This is a genomic window from Bacteroides faecium (genome assembly GCF_012113595.1).
GTDB classification, from domain to species: Bacteria; Bacteroidota; Bacteroidia; order Bacteroidales; family Bacteroidaceae; genus Bacteroides; species Bacteroides faecium.
The window spans coordinates 4,324,086-4,340,454 of the sequence record NZ_CP050831.1 but is presented as its reverse complement, the minus strand read 5'-3'; the positions used below and the strand labels follow the sequence as shown (position 1 = coordinate 4,340,454).

17 protein-coding genes and 1 pseudogene are annotated in these 16,369 nt (G+C 38.7%); 1 reads left to right on the top strand and 17 read right to left on the bottom strand.

Features of this window, described 5'->3' with window-relative positions; translation table 11 throughout:
* Positions 1-2: 2 nt before the first annotated feature.
* The gene (locus BacF7301_RS15825; protein WP_167964291.1) at positions 3-263 is read left to right on the top strand and encodes a hypothetical protein; all 261 of its coding nucleotides are present in this window, start codon (positions 3-5) and stop codon (positions 261-263) included.
* Between the two features lie 230 nt (positions 264-493).
* Here the strand turns inward: BacF7301_RS15825 and BacF7301_RS15820 are convergent, their stop codons facing one another.
* The 17 genes and pseudogenes from BacF7301_RS15820 to BacF7301_RS15740 all read right to left on the bottom strand — a co-directional run bounded on the left by BacF7301_RS15820 (position 494) and on the right by BacF7301_RS15740 (position 16,367).
* Positions 494-694 carry a hypothetical protein gene (locus tag BacF7301_RS15820; RefSeq protein WP_167964289.1) on the bottom strand — a complete coding sequence of 67 codons (201 nt, stop codon included), beginning with the start codon at positions 692-694 and terminating at the stop codon, positions 494-496.
* A 319-nt stretch (positions 695-1,013) separates the two neighbouring features.
* Positions 1,014-2,132: a dTDP-glucose 4,6-dehydratase gene (gene rfbB / locus BacF7301_RS15815; protein ID WP_167964287.1), complete on the bottom strand. Its 1,119-nt coding sequence runs from the start codon at positions 2,130-2,132 to the stop codon at positions 1,014-1,016.
* Positions 2,129-2,834 (bottom strand): annotated as a pseudogene (locus tag BacF7301_RS15810) (sugar nucleotidyltransferase). The gene rfbB and the pseudogene BacF7301_RS15810 overlap by 4 nt, the downstream one beginning before the upstream one ends.
* 42 nt (positions 2,835-2,876) lie before the next feature.
* Positions 2,877-3,632, bottom strand: a complete 756-nt coding sequence (locus tag BacF7301_RS15805; RefSeq protein WP_167964285.1) for a glycosyltransferase family 2 protein — start codon at positions 3,630-3,632, stop codon at positions 2,877-2,879.
* A gap of 42 nt (positions 3,633-3,674) precedes the next feature.
* Positions 3,675-4,574 (bottom strand): glycosyltransferase family 2 protein, encoded by a 900-nt coding sequence (locus BacF7301_RS15800; protein ID WP_167964283.1) that lies wholly within the window; start codon positions 4,572-4,574, stop codon positions 3,675-3,677.
* A 2-nt stretch (positions 4,575-4,576) separates the two neighbouring features.
* Positions 4,577-5,797 (bottom strand): Coenzyme F420 hydrogenase/dehydrogenase, beta subunit C-terminal domain, encoded by a 1,221-nt coding sequence (locus tag BacF7301_RS15795; protein ID WP_167964281.1) that lies wholly within the window; start codon positions 5,795-5,797, stop codon positions 4,577-4,579.
* A gap of 3 nt (positions 5,798-5,800) precedes the next feature.
* Complete coding sequence (locus BacF7301_RS15790) at positions 5,801-6,931, bottom strand: polysaccharide pyruvyl transferase family protein (RefSeq protein WP_167964279.1); 1,131 nt, start codon at positions 6,929-6,931, stop codon at positions 5,801-5,803.
* A gap of 3 nt (positions 6,932-6,934) precedes the next feature.
* The gene (locus BacF7301_RS15785) at positions 6,935-7,480 is read right to left on the bottom strand and encodes an LbetaH domain-containing protein (RefSeq protein WP_167964277.1); all 546 of its coding nucleotides are present in this window, start codon (positions 7,478-7,480) and stop codon (positions 6,935-6,937) included.
* Between the two features lie 47 nt (positions 7,481-7,527).
* Complete coding sequence (locus BacF7301_RS15780; RefSeq protein ID WP_167964275.1) at positions 7,528-7,698, bottom strand: acyltransferase family protein; 171 nt, start codon at positions 7,696-7,698, stop codon at positions 7,528-7,530.
* Positions 7,699-7,703: 5 nt separating this feature from the next.
* A complete protein-coding gene (locus BacF7301_RS15775) occupies positions 7,704-8,879 on the bottom strand; it encodes a glycosyltransferase (RefSeq protein ID WP_245208246.1) in 1,176 nt (391 codons plus the stop codon).
* A complete protein-coding gene (locus tag BacF7301_RS15770; protein WP_167964274.1) occupies positions 8,876-9,973 on the bottom strand; it encodes a glycosyltransferase in 1,098 nt (365 codons plus the stop codon). The genes BacF7301_RS15775 and BacF7301_RS15770 overlap by 4 nt, the downstream gene beginning before the upstream one ends.
* 6 nt (positions 9,974-9,979) lie before the next feature.
* Positions 9,980-11,047 (bottom strand): glycosyltransferase, encoded by a 1,068-nt coding sequence (locus BacF7301_RS15765; protein WP_167964272.1) that lies wholly within the window; start codon positions 11,045-11,047, stop codon positions 9,980-9,982.
* Positions 11,047-12,024, bottom strand: a complete 978-nt coding sequence (locus tag BacF7301_RS15760) for an acyltransferase family protein (protein WP_167964270.1) — start codon at positions 12,022-12,024, stop codon at positions 11,047-11,049. Before BacF7301_RS15760 ends, BacF7301_RS15765 begins: the two co-directional genes overlap by 1 nt.
* An 11-nt stretch (positions 12,025-12,035) precedes the next feature.
* Entirely contained in the window at positions 12,036-12,944 is a 909-nt protein-coding gene (locus BacF7301_RS15755) for a hypothetical protein (RefSeq protein ID WP_167964268.1), read from the bottom strand.
* Positions 12,941-13,936, bottom strand: a complete 996-nt coding sequence (locus tag BacF7301_RS15750; protein WP_167964266.1) for an acyltransferase family protein — start codon at positions 13,934-13,936, stop codon at positions 12,941-12,943. Before BacF7301_RS15750 ends, BacF7301_RS15755 begins: the two co-directional genes overlap by 4 nt.
* Position 13,937: 1 nt before the next feature.
* Positions 13,938-15,167 (bottom strand): O-antigen ligase family protein, encoded by a 1,230-nt coding sequence (locus BacF7301_RS15745; RefSeq protein WP_167964264.1) that lies wholly within the window; start codon positions 15,165-15,167, stop codon positions 13,938-13,940.
* Positions 15,168-15,173: 6 nt separating this feature from the next.
* Positions 15,174-16,367 carry a glycosyltransferase gene (locus BacF7301_RS15740; RefSeq protein ID WP_167964262.1) on the bottom strand — a complete coding sequence of 398 codons (1,194 nt, stop codon included), beginning with the start codon at positions 16,365-16,367 and terminating at the stop codon, positions 15,174-15,176.
* Positions 16,368-16,369: the final 2 nt, after the last annotated feature.

Sequence of the window (16,369 nt, the reverse complement as noted above, 5' to 3'; positions counted from 1 at the left end):
TTATGAGTGCGCAGACACCACCAAAGAAATTTACGTTAGAAGAGATTGCCGAACGCAAAAAGAAACTCTTGAATGAGATTCATGCTCAGAAAAGAGCCATGACTGCTACGACACGTGAGATATTTGCCCCGATTGCTCCGGCAACTAATAAGGCGGATGCCATCATGCGGTCGTTCAATACGGGGATGGCGGTCTTTGATGGAGTAATGATGGGGATTAAGATTATGCGGAAGGTGCGGGCGTATTTCAGGAATTTGAGATAAATATTTTTTCAATACGGGTATGAAAAACCTAAAATCTTATATTCTTTGGATTCATCTATCCGGTATATAAGGAAAAGCGAAAGGATTTATTTCTATAATTTTAAAACAATGTCTTAGTTCTGAGAGAAATTTTTGCCGCACTTGAAATCCCCATTCCATTAATAAAAAATCAATAACAGAATCAATACATTCTTCTGTTCTAGGAGATATAATGAGATTATACTGGCCCATTATTTATACTTATTCATAAAAGTAGAAACACTACGGCATTCCCCTCTTTTGTATTGTTCTAATCCTATACGGATATCTTCTTTCACATAATCAGGCGCTTCCTTTGTATAAGACATACTGGAATAATAAGCAGTCTCTTGCTCTTTAGCTGTTTTAGGTACAGACTTTCTTTCTTTTTTATGTGAATAATCTTCTGACATTTGCTTCTTTGTTTTTTTGCAAAGTTACCTCTTTTATATTGATTCTAATTTATTTTCCTCTTTTTATTTTATGAAATTCGAAGAATAGTTAAACGCCAAACAGTATACCCTATAAAACGAGTATATCAACCATCTTCACAGACAGTTGATATACCTTACACACATATCAGCTTTCATGCTGACATGAGGGAAATAAATTAGGAATATACCGCTGTATCTTCCTAATCCACATAGTGTAGGGAACTCATAAAGTTATCATGAGTTCAGGGACCTACATATCTTTTCATAATTAGTTATTTATACTCCTCCATACAGATACTTATCTATTCTTATACATATCCTCGTAATAGTTCTCATAGGCACCACTGGTGATATTATCCATCCACTCCTGATTATCCAGATACCACTGCACCGTCTTCTCAATCCCCTCTTCAAACTGCAGACTAGGCTCCCAGCCCAATTCATTCTTCAGTTTCGTAGAGTCAATAGCATAGCGTAAGTCATGTCCCATACGGTCCATTACATAAGTAATCAGTTCCTCACTATATCCCTTCGGATTACCTAACAATCTATCCACTGTCTTAATAATAACATGGATAATATCTATATTCTTCCACTCGTTAAAACCACCGATATTGTATGTATCCGCCACCTTACCATTGTGGAAAATCACGTCTATAGCCCTTGCATGATCCACCACATAAAGCCAGTCGCGCACATTTTCGCCTTTACCATACACTGGTAGCGGCTTGCGGTGACGAATATTGTTGATAAACAATGGAATCAACTTCTCGGGAAACTGATAAGGCCCATAGTTGTTCGAGCAGTTCGTCACCACAGTCGGCATGCCATAGGTATCGTGGAAAGCACGCACAAAGTGGTCACTACTCGCCTTCGAAGCTGAATAGGGCGAGTGTGGATTATACTTCGTAGTCTCCTTGAAGAACTCAGTACCATACACCTCGTGAGCGGAAATTTCAGACTGCATACCTTCGGGATGAGTCAACTCCAATGCACCATATACTTCGTCTGTAGAGATGTGATAAAAACGTTTTCCCTCATATTTTTCAGGTTGAGCCTCCCAATACAGTTTAGCTGCTTGTAGCAGTGCCAACGTACCCATCACATTCGTGCGAGCAAAGATAAAAGGATCTTTGATACTACGATCCACATGGCTCTCAGCAGCCAAGTGAATAATGCCATCCACCTTATACTCCTCCATCAACTTCAACATCATTTCAAAGTCGCAGATATCCGCTTTCATAAAGGTATAGTTAGGTTTATCCTCTACATCCTTCAGGTTAGCCAGATTTCCCGCATAGGTCAGCTTATCCAAATTGATTATGTGATAATCAGGATACTTGTTCACAAACAAGCGTACCACGTGGCTACCAATAAATCCGGCGCCACCGGTAATGATAATATTTCTTTTATTCATAAATTACTCTTTCCTGTGCGTTCCACTTCTTCTACCACCTGCAACAGATATTGTCCATATTGATTCTTCAACATCGGTTTTGCCGGTTCACGCATTTTGTCGGTATCAATCCATCCTTGTCTAAAGGCAATGCCCTCCAGGCAAGCCACATTCACCACCTCGTTGGGGTAGAAATAAAGCCCCACCACCGCATAATTCGATTTCGGCTGTGCCGGCTTCTCCTCAATGCTCAGGCGGTTGCCCTCATCATCAAACTCCGCCACACCATACCGTTCAGGGTCGCTCACCCAGTAGCCAAACACGTAGCTTTCTGCTCCTCTTCCGCTGTGTGCACCGCCTCCTTTAGCATGGAGCTAAAGCCATTGCCGTGAAAAATGTTATCACCCAGCACCAAGCAGGCTGAGTCGTCACTAATAAAATCCTCGCCAATGATAAAAGCCTGCGCTAACCCATCAGGCGACGGTTGCTCTGCATATTCAAACCTCACGCCATAGTCACTACCATCGCCTAGCAAGCGCTTAAACCCCGGTAGGTCGTGCGGAGTAGAAATAATCAATATCTCACGGATACCTGCCAACATCAACACCGAGATAGGGTAGTAAATCATCGGTTTATCAAAAATGGGAATCACTGCTTGCTGATGCCCTTAGTGATGGGGTACAAGCGTGTACCGCTACCACCGGCTAAAACAATTCCTTTCATAAATTATCTAATAATTTCCTTTCACATTTCATAAGATGGTCATTAGCGTTTCAACAATGCTAATACAAACTGTGGGACTTTCCATGCCATTTTCTCTAGCTTTGTCAGCGTAGGAGCCATACCATGCGAAGCATACACCCGTATATCCTCATCCCACATCCTTTTACGCTTAGTTCTGTCAGTAGAAAGCCCGCCCATACGCATCTTTACAATATATTCTTCCAAATAGGTTATCGTGAGTCCACCCGTAATAAGATAACGCAGCAGCAATTCACTATCCGCAGCAATCTTATAACTCTCATTATAAAGACCTAGTCTCATCATTACCTCGCGCCGAATATAACAAGTAGGATGTAATGGAAGCCAGCCATGACGTACCTTCCACAAACGATAATTACCGCCAATCCAGTTACGTACTATCTTGTCAGTATTATCGGGATTCACAAAAAGTCCGTCACCATACAGAAAATCTGCTCGAGTAGTCTTCATATGCTTTACAATGCGGCTTATGACCCCATTATCATAGAAAAAATCATCCGAATGTAACAACCCTATTACATCACCTGTAGCCACACGAATTCCCTTATTGATTGCTTCATACATTCCATGATCAGGCTCCGAAATAATAGTTGAGATACGGCCTTCATATTCTCTAATAATCTCTAACGAACCATCCGTACTCGCCCCATCTACAACAATAAACTCTATATTATTATAATCCTGCGCCAAGACACTTTCTATGGCACCACGAATCGTCGCCGCACGATTAAAGCACGACGTTATTATAGATACTTTCATAAACTTTTATTATACATCAAAGACACTACACATATCAAAAAATCATAAGAATTTCTCTTTCAAATATGTCTTTATCATTTCTTCATTCCACCCACATTGCTTCTTCAGCTCATACACCTTTGCATCCACCAGCATTCTGTACCAAAAACCTTGTAAGATGTGCCAGATGAAACCTTCTTTTCCATCAAGAAAACCGCCTTTCAAAATATAACGGATAGTAAAGTTGACAAAAGGCCGTATGAAGAGAGGTGACTTAATATATTTTATCTTTAGCCAACGTTTGCGCTGTTCCTCCGTTCCAAAAAGTTTAGGTACTACTTCCTGTGCTTTAGCATCCATGGCATACTCCATCATCAGCATATCAGCCATTTCACGAGTTGCATATCCGTTATGCTTTTCCGTCCACCAAGTCAAATCATTCAGATTGGCATCCACCTGATTACCTTCATTCACAGTGATCGCTTTACCATCAAAGAGGCGGATATGCTCATCCATCCATCTATTTTCACAGTCACCATGTCCCTTACGAAACACCTTTAAGTGATATGATGGATACCAACCACCATGTAACAACGGACGCCCCATGAAGTCTATACGTTTACGCACATACACTCCATTTACATCTGCTACACAAATAGCCAAAGTTTTCTTCATAACCTTTCCTAAATCCCCCTCTAAAAACTCGTCAGCATCAATACGCCAAATCCATTCCGATTGAATATCACACTCATATACCCCATAATTAAATTGCGTAGCATAATTCTTCCATGGATTTTTATACACTCGCGCACCCATACTTTGAGCTAATTCACACGTGTTATCTATACTAAATGAATCCACTACAATAATCTCATCACACACCTCTTGTAACGACTGTATGCAACGTACAATATGTTTCGCTTCATTTTTCGTTAAAATGATAGCGGCAATAGTGTTGTTCATATTTATTCAATAAATAAAGAACGTTTACCAGTCAAAATACGTACAAGTTTACCTAAAGCATAAAAAAACTTCACCCCAAGTAACATACGTGCTCCTATTTCTATTCTTTTCTTTATCGACATTGGTAGAAAACGCTTGGCTGCTTTGTCATACCCTTCATTTTTCAAACATTCAAAAAAATCATCCGAGCAAGAAGGTTTTGAAATAGGTACTTTCAAATGAGGTTGACTTGAGGCTAATTCAGCAAAGTATCGCTCCTCATATTGAATTTCCGAGTTCTGTATTAAAACTTCTCCATGTTCATTATTCACCATCACTCCAGTGAAACCAAGTGGACGTTCTTTCTCATGCTCAAATTTTTTCTTATTACCAATATTTCGATAGTCAGCCAGAGTAATATCTGCATATCTTGGCATTGTTGCATATTGACATTTATAACAACTATCGCGAAGAAATACACTAGATATAAATCCATGATAAAAAGAATTATCCTTAAATCGTTCTATCCTAACGCCAGATTTTAGAGTATTAAAAACAATCAATAAATTTGCCTCAACCCCATTTCGCTTATCTCGAAAATTAATATTCACTATATCAGACCCATATTTCGTTTCCATTCGTTTAATATACTCCTCAAACACAAAAGGCGAGGGTACACCATGACAAATAAAGTCTACCGTATAGAGGTTATCATATTGATGATTGCGCAAAAAAGCATATAAACCTGCAATCTGGCAAGGAGTCCCGCTAAATAATACTAATCGTCCATCTTGCAAAAATTTCTTAGCCTCTATATAACTTTTGCCTATATCACTTTGCACATATTTGGAACGACGCAAAGCATCCAACTCCATTCTCTGCGTAATACCGATATGTTTTATTTTACATTTGGTAGTAACAGCAGCACCAAATACCACTCCTCGTTGTTCCAACACATAATCTGCCAATGCAGAGAATGCTCCTCCCGAGCTACTTTTCCACCGTACCTCCATATCCTTGTGCCAAGCTGCTAAAGTGCGTGGTTCTAGCTTATTCTTAACCCATACTGAATTAAGTATTGGACATATAATCTCACATAAGCCACATTCAATACAAGCCTTCTCGTCAACATACGGGTGAATAAATCCATGTTGGTTTTGAATAGGTCGAAGCGCTTGATGTTTACATGCTTGAATACATGCTTGACAACCCGTACATTCCTCATATTTGCAAAGTGTAGGCATACATTATTTTATTAGATTATTCTTAAGATATTCGAATGCAGCTACTTGTAAGGTTCTTAATTTTGTACCCACGGCTGCATAATCAATGACAGGCATTTGAACATTATCAATCTGATCTTCGTCGACCAAACAATACTGAAGGTCGAACAGTTCCAACAAGCTCTCAAAACGAGCCATACCTCGTTGCTTATTGCCAATCACCAAGAAAGGCTTATGAAAAATGATACTAAACACACAAGCATGAAAACTATCCGTAATAACACAATCTGCATCATCGAACGATTTTAACCATTGTTCTACAGGCATTTGTATTCTTTCGAAAGGAGGCAATGATTTATCATCAATATTTGAATTAGTATGAAAACTTTCAAGCCCCTTTGCATTCGATATTTTTTCTACTAATTTGTTTACCGATTCACTCTCATCCAGTACATAACACATCAAACCTTTATAGGTAGTAAGCGTTTTTTTATACGCAGCTACCAATTTCCGATAATCATCAGCCATCAACAATAGAGTGGGGTCAATCAACTGAATAGCATTCACGCCCAAGTCATCTTTGCAAATAGCTATACCTGACTTCTCCCGAACAGATATCGCTTTATATTTTTTCAAAAGTACTTTAACCTCCTCTTTATAGGCTTTCGGATAATCATCAATATTGTCTTTGCCAAACGAAGCCGCATACGAAAGTCGAGTCACATCCCAGTCTTGGGTAAAATCAAGAAAAGTACGCCAGTCAAAAGTACGTTCAAAGTATCGCCATAATTGGTCAGAGCCAGTGATAAAGGCATCAAAATCCGTTGCTAATAGTTTAGATATCGGTTTAGGATAGTAGCTCACATACTTATAAATAAACTGATAGGTATTTTTTGAGATAACAGCCTTACTTAACGGACGATTAATAGCATCCGGCAATCGATAATACATCCATTTCTGCACACCTTTAGGAAGCAAATTCATACATTGTACTAAAGATTGCTGAAGCAGTTTTGCCTTGGGGTAAGGTATAGTCCACCAACACAGTTGGTAACACTTGTGTCCCATATCTTTCACTACTTTCTGTAAAGCGTATGCTTGCAGAACACCGCCCATATTCGCATACGGCTGCAAAGTTATAATTGCAACATTCATCTTCTAATTGTTTTTATCCTTTAATATTCTCTTTTTAAGGAACTTAGCAGGATTACCGCCTACTATCGTCCAAGCCTCCACGTCTTTTACAACAACTGCTCTTGCCGCACATACCACCCCATCGCATAAAGTAACACCCGGTCCAATAAAACAATCAGAAGCGACCCATACTCTATCTCCTAATGTAATAGGCCTAGTGACAAGAGCCATCATAGGATCGGACGTGTCATGCGAAGCTGTGCAGAGATAAGTTCCTTGCGAAACCACAGAATTGCTACCTATTTCGATTTTATCCTTATTATAAATGGTCGTATTCGGACCAATACAAGTGTATTTACCCACCTTGAGATTCCAAGGTGCCCAAATGGTGCACGAAGGATAAATCATACAATGCCATTCGATATCAGCACCAAACAATTTGAGTATAGAGTTTCGTACCCGATACAGTTTTACGCCTGGTATACAACGAAATAAAGTATGATTAATAAAACGCCAAAAAAGTTGCTTCCAACGATATTCTTTTTTCTCGGTATATTGATTTAAATTCATATTCTATTTATTGTTTCACTTTTTCCCAACTAACTGAAAATATTTTATTATATATTAGTGCCATTTACTCCATAGCCACTCAACATCAAGAAAATAGCTACACCTATTTCACGAATTGGGCCAGTCTGAATAGAAGGATTCATAAAATAAATGGTATGTCCCATCACAATAAGAAAGATCGCCAGACCTTTCAGAGCTGTTGTATATTTTAAATCCATTCTATTTATAGCGACTTAAAAAGTGAATACCATTGTTTCATTATGTTCTCAATCAGATAATCTTTCGACTTTTGAAGTGCATTGCCAGCTATCTCTTGCCGTTTACCGTCATCATCCATTAGTGCTTTCAAACACTTCACCGTCTTCTCTTTCGAGTATGGCATGGAAGTGATAAAACCATTTTTACTGTTATCAATAATGTCATATACCGACACATAGCTACCATAAATTACAGGAATCACACCATAGCTCATACCCTCCACGATAACCAAACCAAACCCTTCGAGATCGGATGTCAGCATTAGTACCGATGATTGCTTGTAGTATTCCGTAGGCTCTTCCTTGACGAAGCCGGTAAAGGCAACACTCCCTATGCCATGTTCTTTCACATACTTTTCCAACTGTTTTTTATGGGGGCCATCACCTACCAACACCAATTTCCAATCGGAATATTCTTGATAGAGAACTTCCCAAGCCTCGATAATACGGTTTACCCGCTTATTCTCCATATCCATCCGACCTACATACAGAATTTGCTTCTTCTTACCGCTGATATAATCATTTTCAAAATCTGTAGGAATGGTAATCGGATTACCAATAGAAAGCAATTTAGGCGTGTGTTTTAGTCCAGTATAATCACGAAAAGCTTGTATAAACCCTTTCGAGAGTACTATATATCGGTCACTATGTTTATACACATACCGTATACTTTGCTTTATCACCACATGATAAACAATTAATTTTAGTTTTGCTATTGATTTGGTTATTCCATTCGATGCCGCTTTCACCGCATCTTCTGCTAGAATCACTGTCTTACTTTTGTCGGGCACGCCATGCAATACAGAAAGCAATTTGCAATCCGTCCCCTTGCGAGCTTTGTTAATCATACGAGTCGTAGAGAAAGGCAAACACCATTGATTAAAAATAATGTCAATTTGAGAGTTTCTGATAATATGTGCTAAAACCTCTATATTCTTTCTGTTACTTACAGGATATTCCAAGTAATGCAATTTTATTGCTGGAGCAAGCTCTTCCCTTGATTCAGGATGTGGTTGTTCAAACGATGCAATATGTACATTACATCCCATGCTCGTAAAGTTGTTAGCCAATACAGTCGTTACCTTCTCTGTACCACCATAATTAGGGTATTTACCAATAACAAATAGTATATTTTTCATCATGACACCATTGTTTTATACATTTCTACCATCTCCTCCGCCACTTTCTGAGCAGAATACTTCTTCTCCACAAGTTTACGACCATTACACCCCATCACCTCCAGTTCTGCTTCTTTCAGAGCCAAGAACTCACGCAGTGCGTTTACTGTAGGTTTCGTGCCCACTTCCGTCCACCAACCGCAATGTTCACTCTCCAACTCATCCCAAGGTGTACCTTTCGTGGTTATGACCGGTATGCCGCTTGCTAACGCCTCCGCCACCACAATGCCAAAGTTCTCACTGTGGGTAGGTAAGACGAAGAGATCTGCCTGCCGGAAGAGCTCCCATTTGCGATCACCATATACACCACCCTCGAAATGAATCATAGCACCTACACCACAGCTGGCAGCAAGTTGCTTCAATTCTTCAATATAAGCAACATCCCCTTCACCGGCTATGCGAACTGTATAGTCCTGCATCTCCACTTTCAGTTGTGCCACTGCCTCAATCAAGAAATCGATTCCTTTCTTCACATGTACACGACTTAAAAAAAGAATTTCTTTGTTACGTTTCCATGCTTTCTTCATCACGATACTCTCCACATCAATGCCATTGGCGATGACGGTGATCCGGTCGTTATAACCCAATCGGAGTAAGTTCACTTTCTCGCTCCCGGCCGTGGCATGCAAGTGGTTAGCATTTACAACCGCCGCCTTTTGGTAGATCAACAAAGCTGGTACTTTCTTCGTCCAGTAATGCCGCTTCATAATCCATGGCTCCAACATACCGTGCGGAGTTAAGATTACCTTGTAACCTTTAGCCTGTGCCCACTTTTGTGTAAGAGCACTCCCCGGCATCCAGCAACAGTTTTCATGCACTAGATTGGGATGCAGCATATCCAGTAACGCACACCACTCACGCTTCATCTGTCCTATTTGCTTAATGCCTCCGACGATAAAGTGCAGCTCCGCATTCGGAATTTCGAGCATATTGGGCGACCGGTGTGTCACTACATGCAGCTCGACAAGATTGCCAAGTTCTTTGGCTAGCAATTGGATGTATGCCCCCACCCCACCTGAGGTGCGGTCAATGGAAGGAATATAATGTATTATCTTCACAATCAACTATCTATTTACTATTTGTTGCATAAAGTATTTCGCTACTGCTTTACCTGATATATGTTCTTTGCTCCATGCAATGCGTACATCTGCCGTTGTCCTAATCCAATCACGCTTAGCTATACAAGTACTTATCACGTTATTCAAACTGTCAGCAGTCTCTAAACTGAACACTTTACCTTGTTGCTCCTCTTTAAGTAAATACGAAGCACCACAATGATTACTACAAATGACATAAAGCCCTAACGTCAGCGCCTCATTCACCACTGCACCCCAGCCATCATGTTTCGAAGGAAGAATCAGCACATCATACTCCTGCATGATTTCCGGAATCATCTTCATCGGCTGCATACCATACATCACCACCTTAGCCTTTGCATTCAGTATCATTTGTTCAATGGTGGCACGTTGTTCCCCATCACCCACGATACCTATTTCAAGTTTAGCCTTTTGACTCAACACCTCAAAAGCCGAAGCTACATTCTTTCTATCACTCAAACTACCCACAAAAAGTACCTTGAGCTGCTCAGAAGTAGGAATTGGCAAGGAGCGTTCTTTCCACTCCGTGCAATAGATAAAAGGCGACACCTTCCAATGCTTGCTCCACTTTTCGTAGTAAGGCACAAATCCATCACCCATCACCAATACTTGATTGAAATATTTCACATAGCGCCAGTCTTTCAATGCAAATCTCAGCTTATGTTGCCACAATGGATGATTATAGAGCAACGGAGGCTCCGTAATCATTCCCCGCTTGAAAGGATACTTCAAAGAGAACTTCATCCAAGCCACAATCTCCTTGAAAGCATTAATACCTAAAAAAAAACAATGAGTTTCCGTCCCTTTACATGAGTCATATAGTACAGCTACCTGTTCTAAAGAAGGAGCAATAACAAACTCCACCCCCTCAACATCGAGTAGAGAAGAAGCCTGCCACCCCATCAGCTTTCGGTCGTCATAGTCCACACGAGGCGATACCACAACTACTCTATCCACTTCAGTTATGGCAGGTAGCTCCTTGATATAAGGCATCTGATGCGGACTGACGCAATTCTGTAAGAAAATTAAATTCATTATTTTAAAATATTATTTTGTAAACGTTTGGTTACTACCGACATCGAATAGGCCAAAAGCAAACTAATCAAGATAATCATCGAAGCAGAAACAAAACTCTGTACCGAGCCCAACAGTTGCATATGAACCAAATAAAGTTCATAGGATAATATACCACAAAGAACTAGAAAAGGATTCATAACCCATGGTGTAGGCAGAAGCCATAGAAGAATCATTACTCCCAGTCCCAAAGGTAACTTAATACCAAGCTCCACAGCACTGTAAAGATAGGTACCCATATAAGCACGAATTTCAGGAAGTTGTTTTACAGCCAAGCAAATGATGCCAAAGACTATCAAAGCCAGAGCCCATTTCATCATTCCTCCCCTAGAAGCATGCTCTAGCACAGAATACTTCTCTGAAAGAAGTATTCCTAAAGGAAAACTCAAACATTGTTCTGCTCGTATCATCCCCATTCCGAAGAAGGTATAACAAGAAAAGGCTGCCAATATCCACCAGCGGTATTTATACGCAAAACGATATGCACCCCAGAACACCAAATAGCAACGCAACATGTAATGTACATACCAATAATCATCCTGTCTAATGCTGAACACATTTAAAAAAAAGAGTTTATAATCACACTTTTCGTGCAGGAGATACACCACTACATAAAAAAGAAAGTAAGGCAACCATACCCTCCACAACTTCTTGGTCACAAATCCGTTGATTCCTTTTTTCTTAAAAGATTCGCTAAGACCAAAACCTGAAAGTATCAAAAAAATAGCTACACCGATACCTCCAAAAGGTGTAAACAGATTCGTACCAAATTCTCCTGCACAATGTTGAATCACTACCATTAAGATGGCTACTCCTCTATAAGCGTTCGTTAGATAAATATTGAATATTTTCACCCTTTCCGATGGGATTTTGGAAAAGTAGACAGAAATAATAGTTGTGACAAAGAGAATGCTTATCAACATAAAAGATTGAATCATAACACTGTGTTTTATTTTAATAGAAGATCTTTGCGCATCTGTTCATAAAGGAAACGTTGTCCTTTTTCATTCAAATGGATAACATCACGATACATATCCTCTTTGATACCTCGTTCTAACTCCAAAGTCAAAGGCACACTGTTTTGATGACACCATTGAATAATTTCTTTGCCCTGACTATTATAAGTACCCTTTTGTAACTCACACAATTCAGCATGCAGATAGACATAAAGAGGAATATCCATGCTATCAGCCATGGCTTTGAGTTCATCAAATCCGGGATTAAACCCGACGCCTTTTTTTCTTATCCCCTCTACCACTTTCTGATCGGGATCTAGTTCAGCTTTCTTCAGATTTTTGAATAGAATACCTAATCTTGGCAAAAGATATCTATCCAGCAACTCCCACCATGCGATAGCATACTCCTTATCAGGATATGTAGGATGTACGCCCACAACAGGAGTAAAATCCATAATATCATGAGCATCATGGCTACTCACAACTAAATACATAGCCTTTGCTTTAAAGAAGCCATTTTCCTTAAGATAAGCCGCACAATTATCAGGACCCCAACTTCCAGCTGCAATATTTAGCATTTGCCAATCAGCATCCATCGAAAACAGAGTTGAAGCTATACTATCTTGGTCAATCAAGGTGCCACCATAAAGCACAGAGTCCCCCAAACCAAGAATTTTCTTTTTAGAAGGATCAGGCTCATCACTGCGCTGAGAAAATGAATTGTACCTAGAATGAGCTCGAAATCTAAACCTATTCTGATTTGGAGCTGCTATATATTCATAATTATCACTTACAACGAACAATGGTGCATCACAAAAGCCCCACACCATACGCAATACAAATTCACCAACAATTGCCAATACGACAACTATAGTACAACAAATCAAAACTGTCTTTTTCATTGATGACAAACTAACTTACTAAGCCATTTGGATTTACCACTCAAGATTGGTATATAACGATTTACAATAACAATTGGTACAATCAAAATTACAATTACCCCTACAGCTTCCCATAAGAATATTATTGAATCGGGAAGAAATCCAAGATAATGGACATTTATCCGCTTTAAGAAATCCAACACTTGCTTGTGAAAGAAATAAATAAGTAAGCTATTAGACCCTAAATAAGTTATAAAACGATATGAAGGAATCTTATTATATACGATATACAAACAAGCCAAAGCCATTATAGAACTTAACACAAAGAAGTAGATATCAGAAAAGATATTTAAAGCAAATACCACATTATTGTGCACCCAAGCATAATCTAATGCCACTAATGTAAAATATATGGTGCCTATCATACTAATTACATATTTATTCCTCAAGACAAATGAGAACATCGATTCATACTTTCGGAATGAATATCCTAAAGTCATAAAAAAATAAGCTACAAAAGCAATGTTGATACACCATGCCCGTTCACCAGGAAGCGATAGCGGGGTTAACTTCCATACCAGCAATGAAAATACTCCGCTGCATAAAATAACCTTTGCATTGCGCGAAACACTTAAACAAGCTATCATCAACAATTCAGCACAAAGCAAGCAAGATATAAACCATAACTTTTTACCCTCAACAAATGATTCCATCCAATGAGTAAGTATTGCTATCACAGTTTCGCCTTTAAAGAGTTCAGCTACAACAAACGAAGCTATCCAATAGATTAAGTATGGAATGAGCAAACTTTCAATAAGCCTTACAATCTTTAGCTTCAACAGGAATGGTTTATCTGGATTTTGAAAAAGATAGCCCGAAGCAAAGAAAAATGAAGTAAGAAAAAAAGGTGTAAAAAAACACTCCAACCATAAAGGAACATGTTCAGCATGTGATAACACTACTAAGAACATAGCCACTCCTTTCATGGCATCTAACCAAAATAAATGCTGCATATCAATAATAAATAAGGCCTTTAATAGTTCGAGTTCTATCGTTAGGTAAGGTACGATCGATATTACAGGCTATAACTAGCCATAAAATAAGCGTCAATATTTGACCTGAAGTATTAACATAACCTTCAAAATTCATATGAAATAATATCATAATAAATAACGAAAAGAATAAAAAATCAATTGGATCACCCGTAGACTTTACCTTTCGCAATCCCATTTTAGCACCTTTCCATAATAATAGGATAAATACAAGAAAACCTAATAGACCATTTTGAGAAAGTACTCCCAAATAAGAAGATCCTAATTCAACAACACCTGTTACTGCATCATAAGGATTGAAATATTTATCACTATTATAGATTGTGGTATCTACAGCAAATGATCCGACACCCAATATCGGATTACGTTTAAATTCTTCAATGCGAGTAGCCCATAGCGCGGTCCTACTTGCTGTAAAGCTACCTTTTTCCACACCATACGCCATCTTATTCTCAATGCCTTCTGTATACTCACCTAAGAATGGATAAGCCAGTACAAGAGCTACAACACATACCATCAACACTGAGATATATTTACCTTGTTTTTTACCAAAATAGAATTTAAGGTAGGCAAGGACTCCCACAGCTGTACACAGAAGCGCACTTCTTGATGAAGCCAATAATAAGATAATAAAACTAGCTCCCAGACCAACTATTAAAATCAACGAAAGTTTTTTATTATACTTTCTTCGTTCCGTACGTTTCAATCCTTTCTGCAACAGCAAGTGAGTCAAAAAAATGGTACTAAGCATTCCCAATAATCCTAAGATATTACCGTGAAAAGCAACACCCCAAAAGCCTACTCCTCCAGTCCAAACACCAAAACCACCAACGTAACTCAGAAAAGATAACATTGTCATTATTACAGCTACAGTACATACATTTAACAAAAGAACTCTACGGAAACGTATAGCTTTCCATGTACCCACCAAGGCTGAACAACCAATCATCAAAGCTGTCCAAAGAAGAAACCGTTGCCCGGCTTTAAAAAATACAGGGATATCATTCATCATAATACTCAATAGACCAACAAGAATAAACATCATTGTCATCCTATTGAAATTGCCAAAACACGACAACGTATAGAGTACACAAATACCTAACACGACATAGTGTAATACACTAAATGGCAACAAAGAAATTTGTGATAAAGTCATTATCGCCAAAAGCAATACTGCTAAAAACTTATTCATGACACTTTAATCTGATAGTTTAGAAACCTCATTCAGAAACGCTGGTATCAATTTGTTTATATCATATTCATGAACCAGATGCTGCTCATATTGATGATGCATATATTGCTTTATTAAAGCTGCCAATTGTTCATAATCCCCTACAGGGAATGTCCATTGTGTAGCATCTTTTTCCAGTAGATACTCACAAATGGCCTGACCTTTACAAGCCATAAATGGCACTCCACAGGCATAAGCCTCAGTAAATACACAGCCTAGTCCTTCAAAGAAAGACGGCAAAACAAATAAATCAAGGCTGTTGTAAAAATCGCGCAACTCTTCGTGTTTCACCTCATGACGGAATTCTAAGATATTACTTAATCCATGCGCCTCGACATATGTCTGACAAGTATGTAAATAAGGACCGCTACCTATCAGGACAAACTTGATATATTCATTTCGAAGCAACTCTGCCGCTTTAATCAAAGTAATCTGATCCTTTAGTTCTGTAAAGTTAGCAATACACCCTACAACAAATCCATCATGAGTAATATGAGAATCTTGGTAAAAGATTGATGTATTCACTCCATTATAGAGCAAGCATTCGCTTTTAATCCTTGGATGTGGCAACCCTTTTACCTTTTCGGCTCTATCAATATATTTTTGATACACAATATCTTTAGATACATTGGGAAATAGACGAACTGTTTCAAGCACATGCTCACTTACTCCAACATGACAATCAATCTTAGAGAACAATCCCACCAGCCAGCTGCAATTCATCCTTAAATTCCAACGATAGTTCGATTTATCACTTAAAATGATATTATAAGGATCCAAATCATGATGTTGCAACAAAGTCTTGATTGTAGGATTGGCTTCTTTCAAAACTAAAGCATACATAGCATTATAAGAAACATGTGCATGCGCTATGCCAACCTTGCTTAAGTCAACTCCAACTTGCTCTATGCGATGCAGAAAAGAACGAATATTTCTCTTCGCATAAAAATTAACAATAAAGTTAGCTGGCAGATATTTAGCCTTAAAAGTATATACATTTATACCATCGAAAGTGTATTCATCATCTTCAGATCCAGGTTTAAACACATAGATATTTTTATATCTATGTGTATACACTATGGCTTTTATTTGGTCATAAATAAAAGAGCCTCTAAAACTTTTTTGGGTAGGAAAAAAAGGAGTTATAACAATATAATCCATTA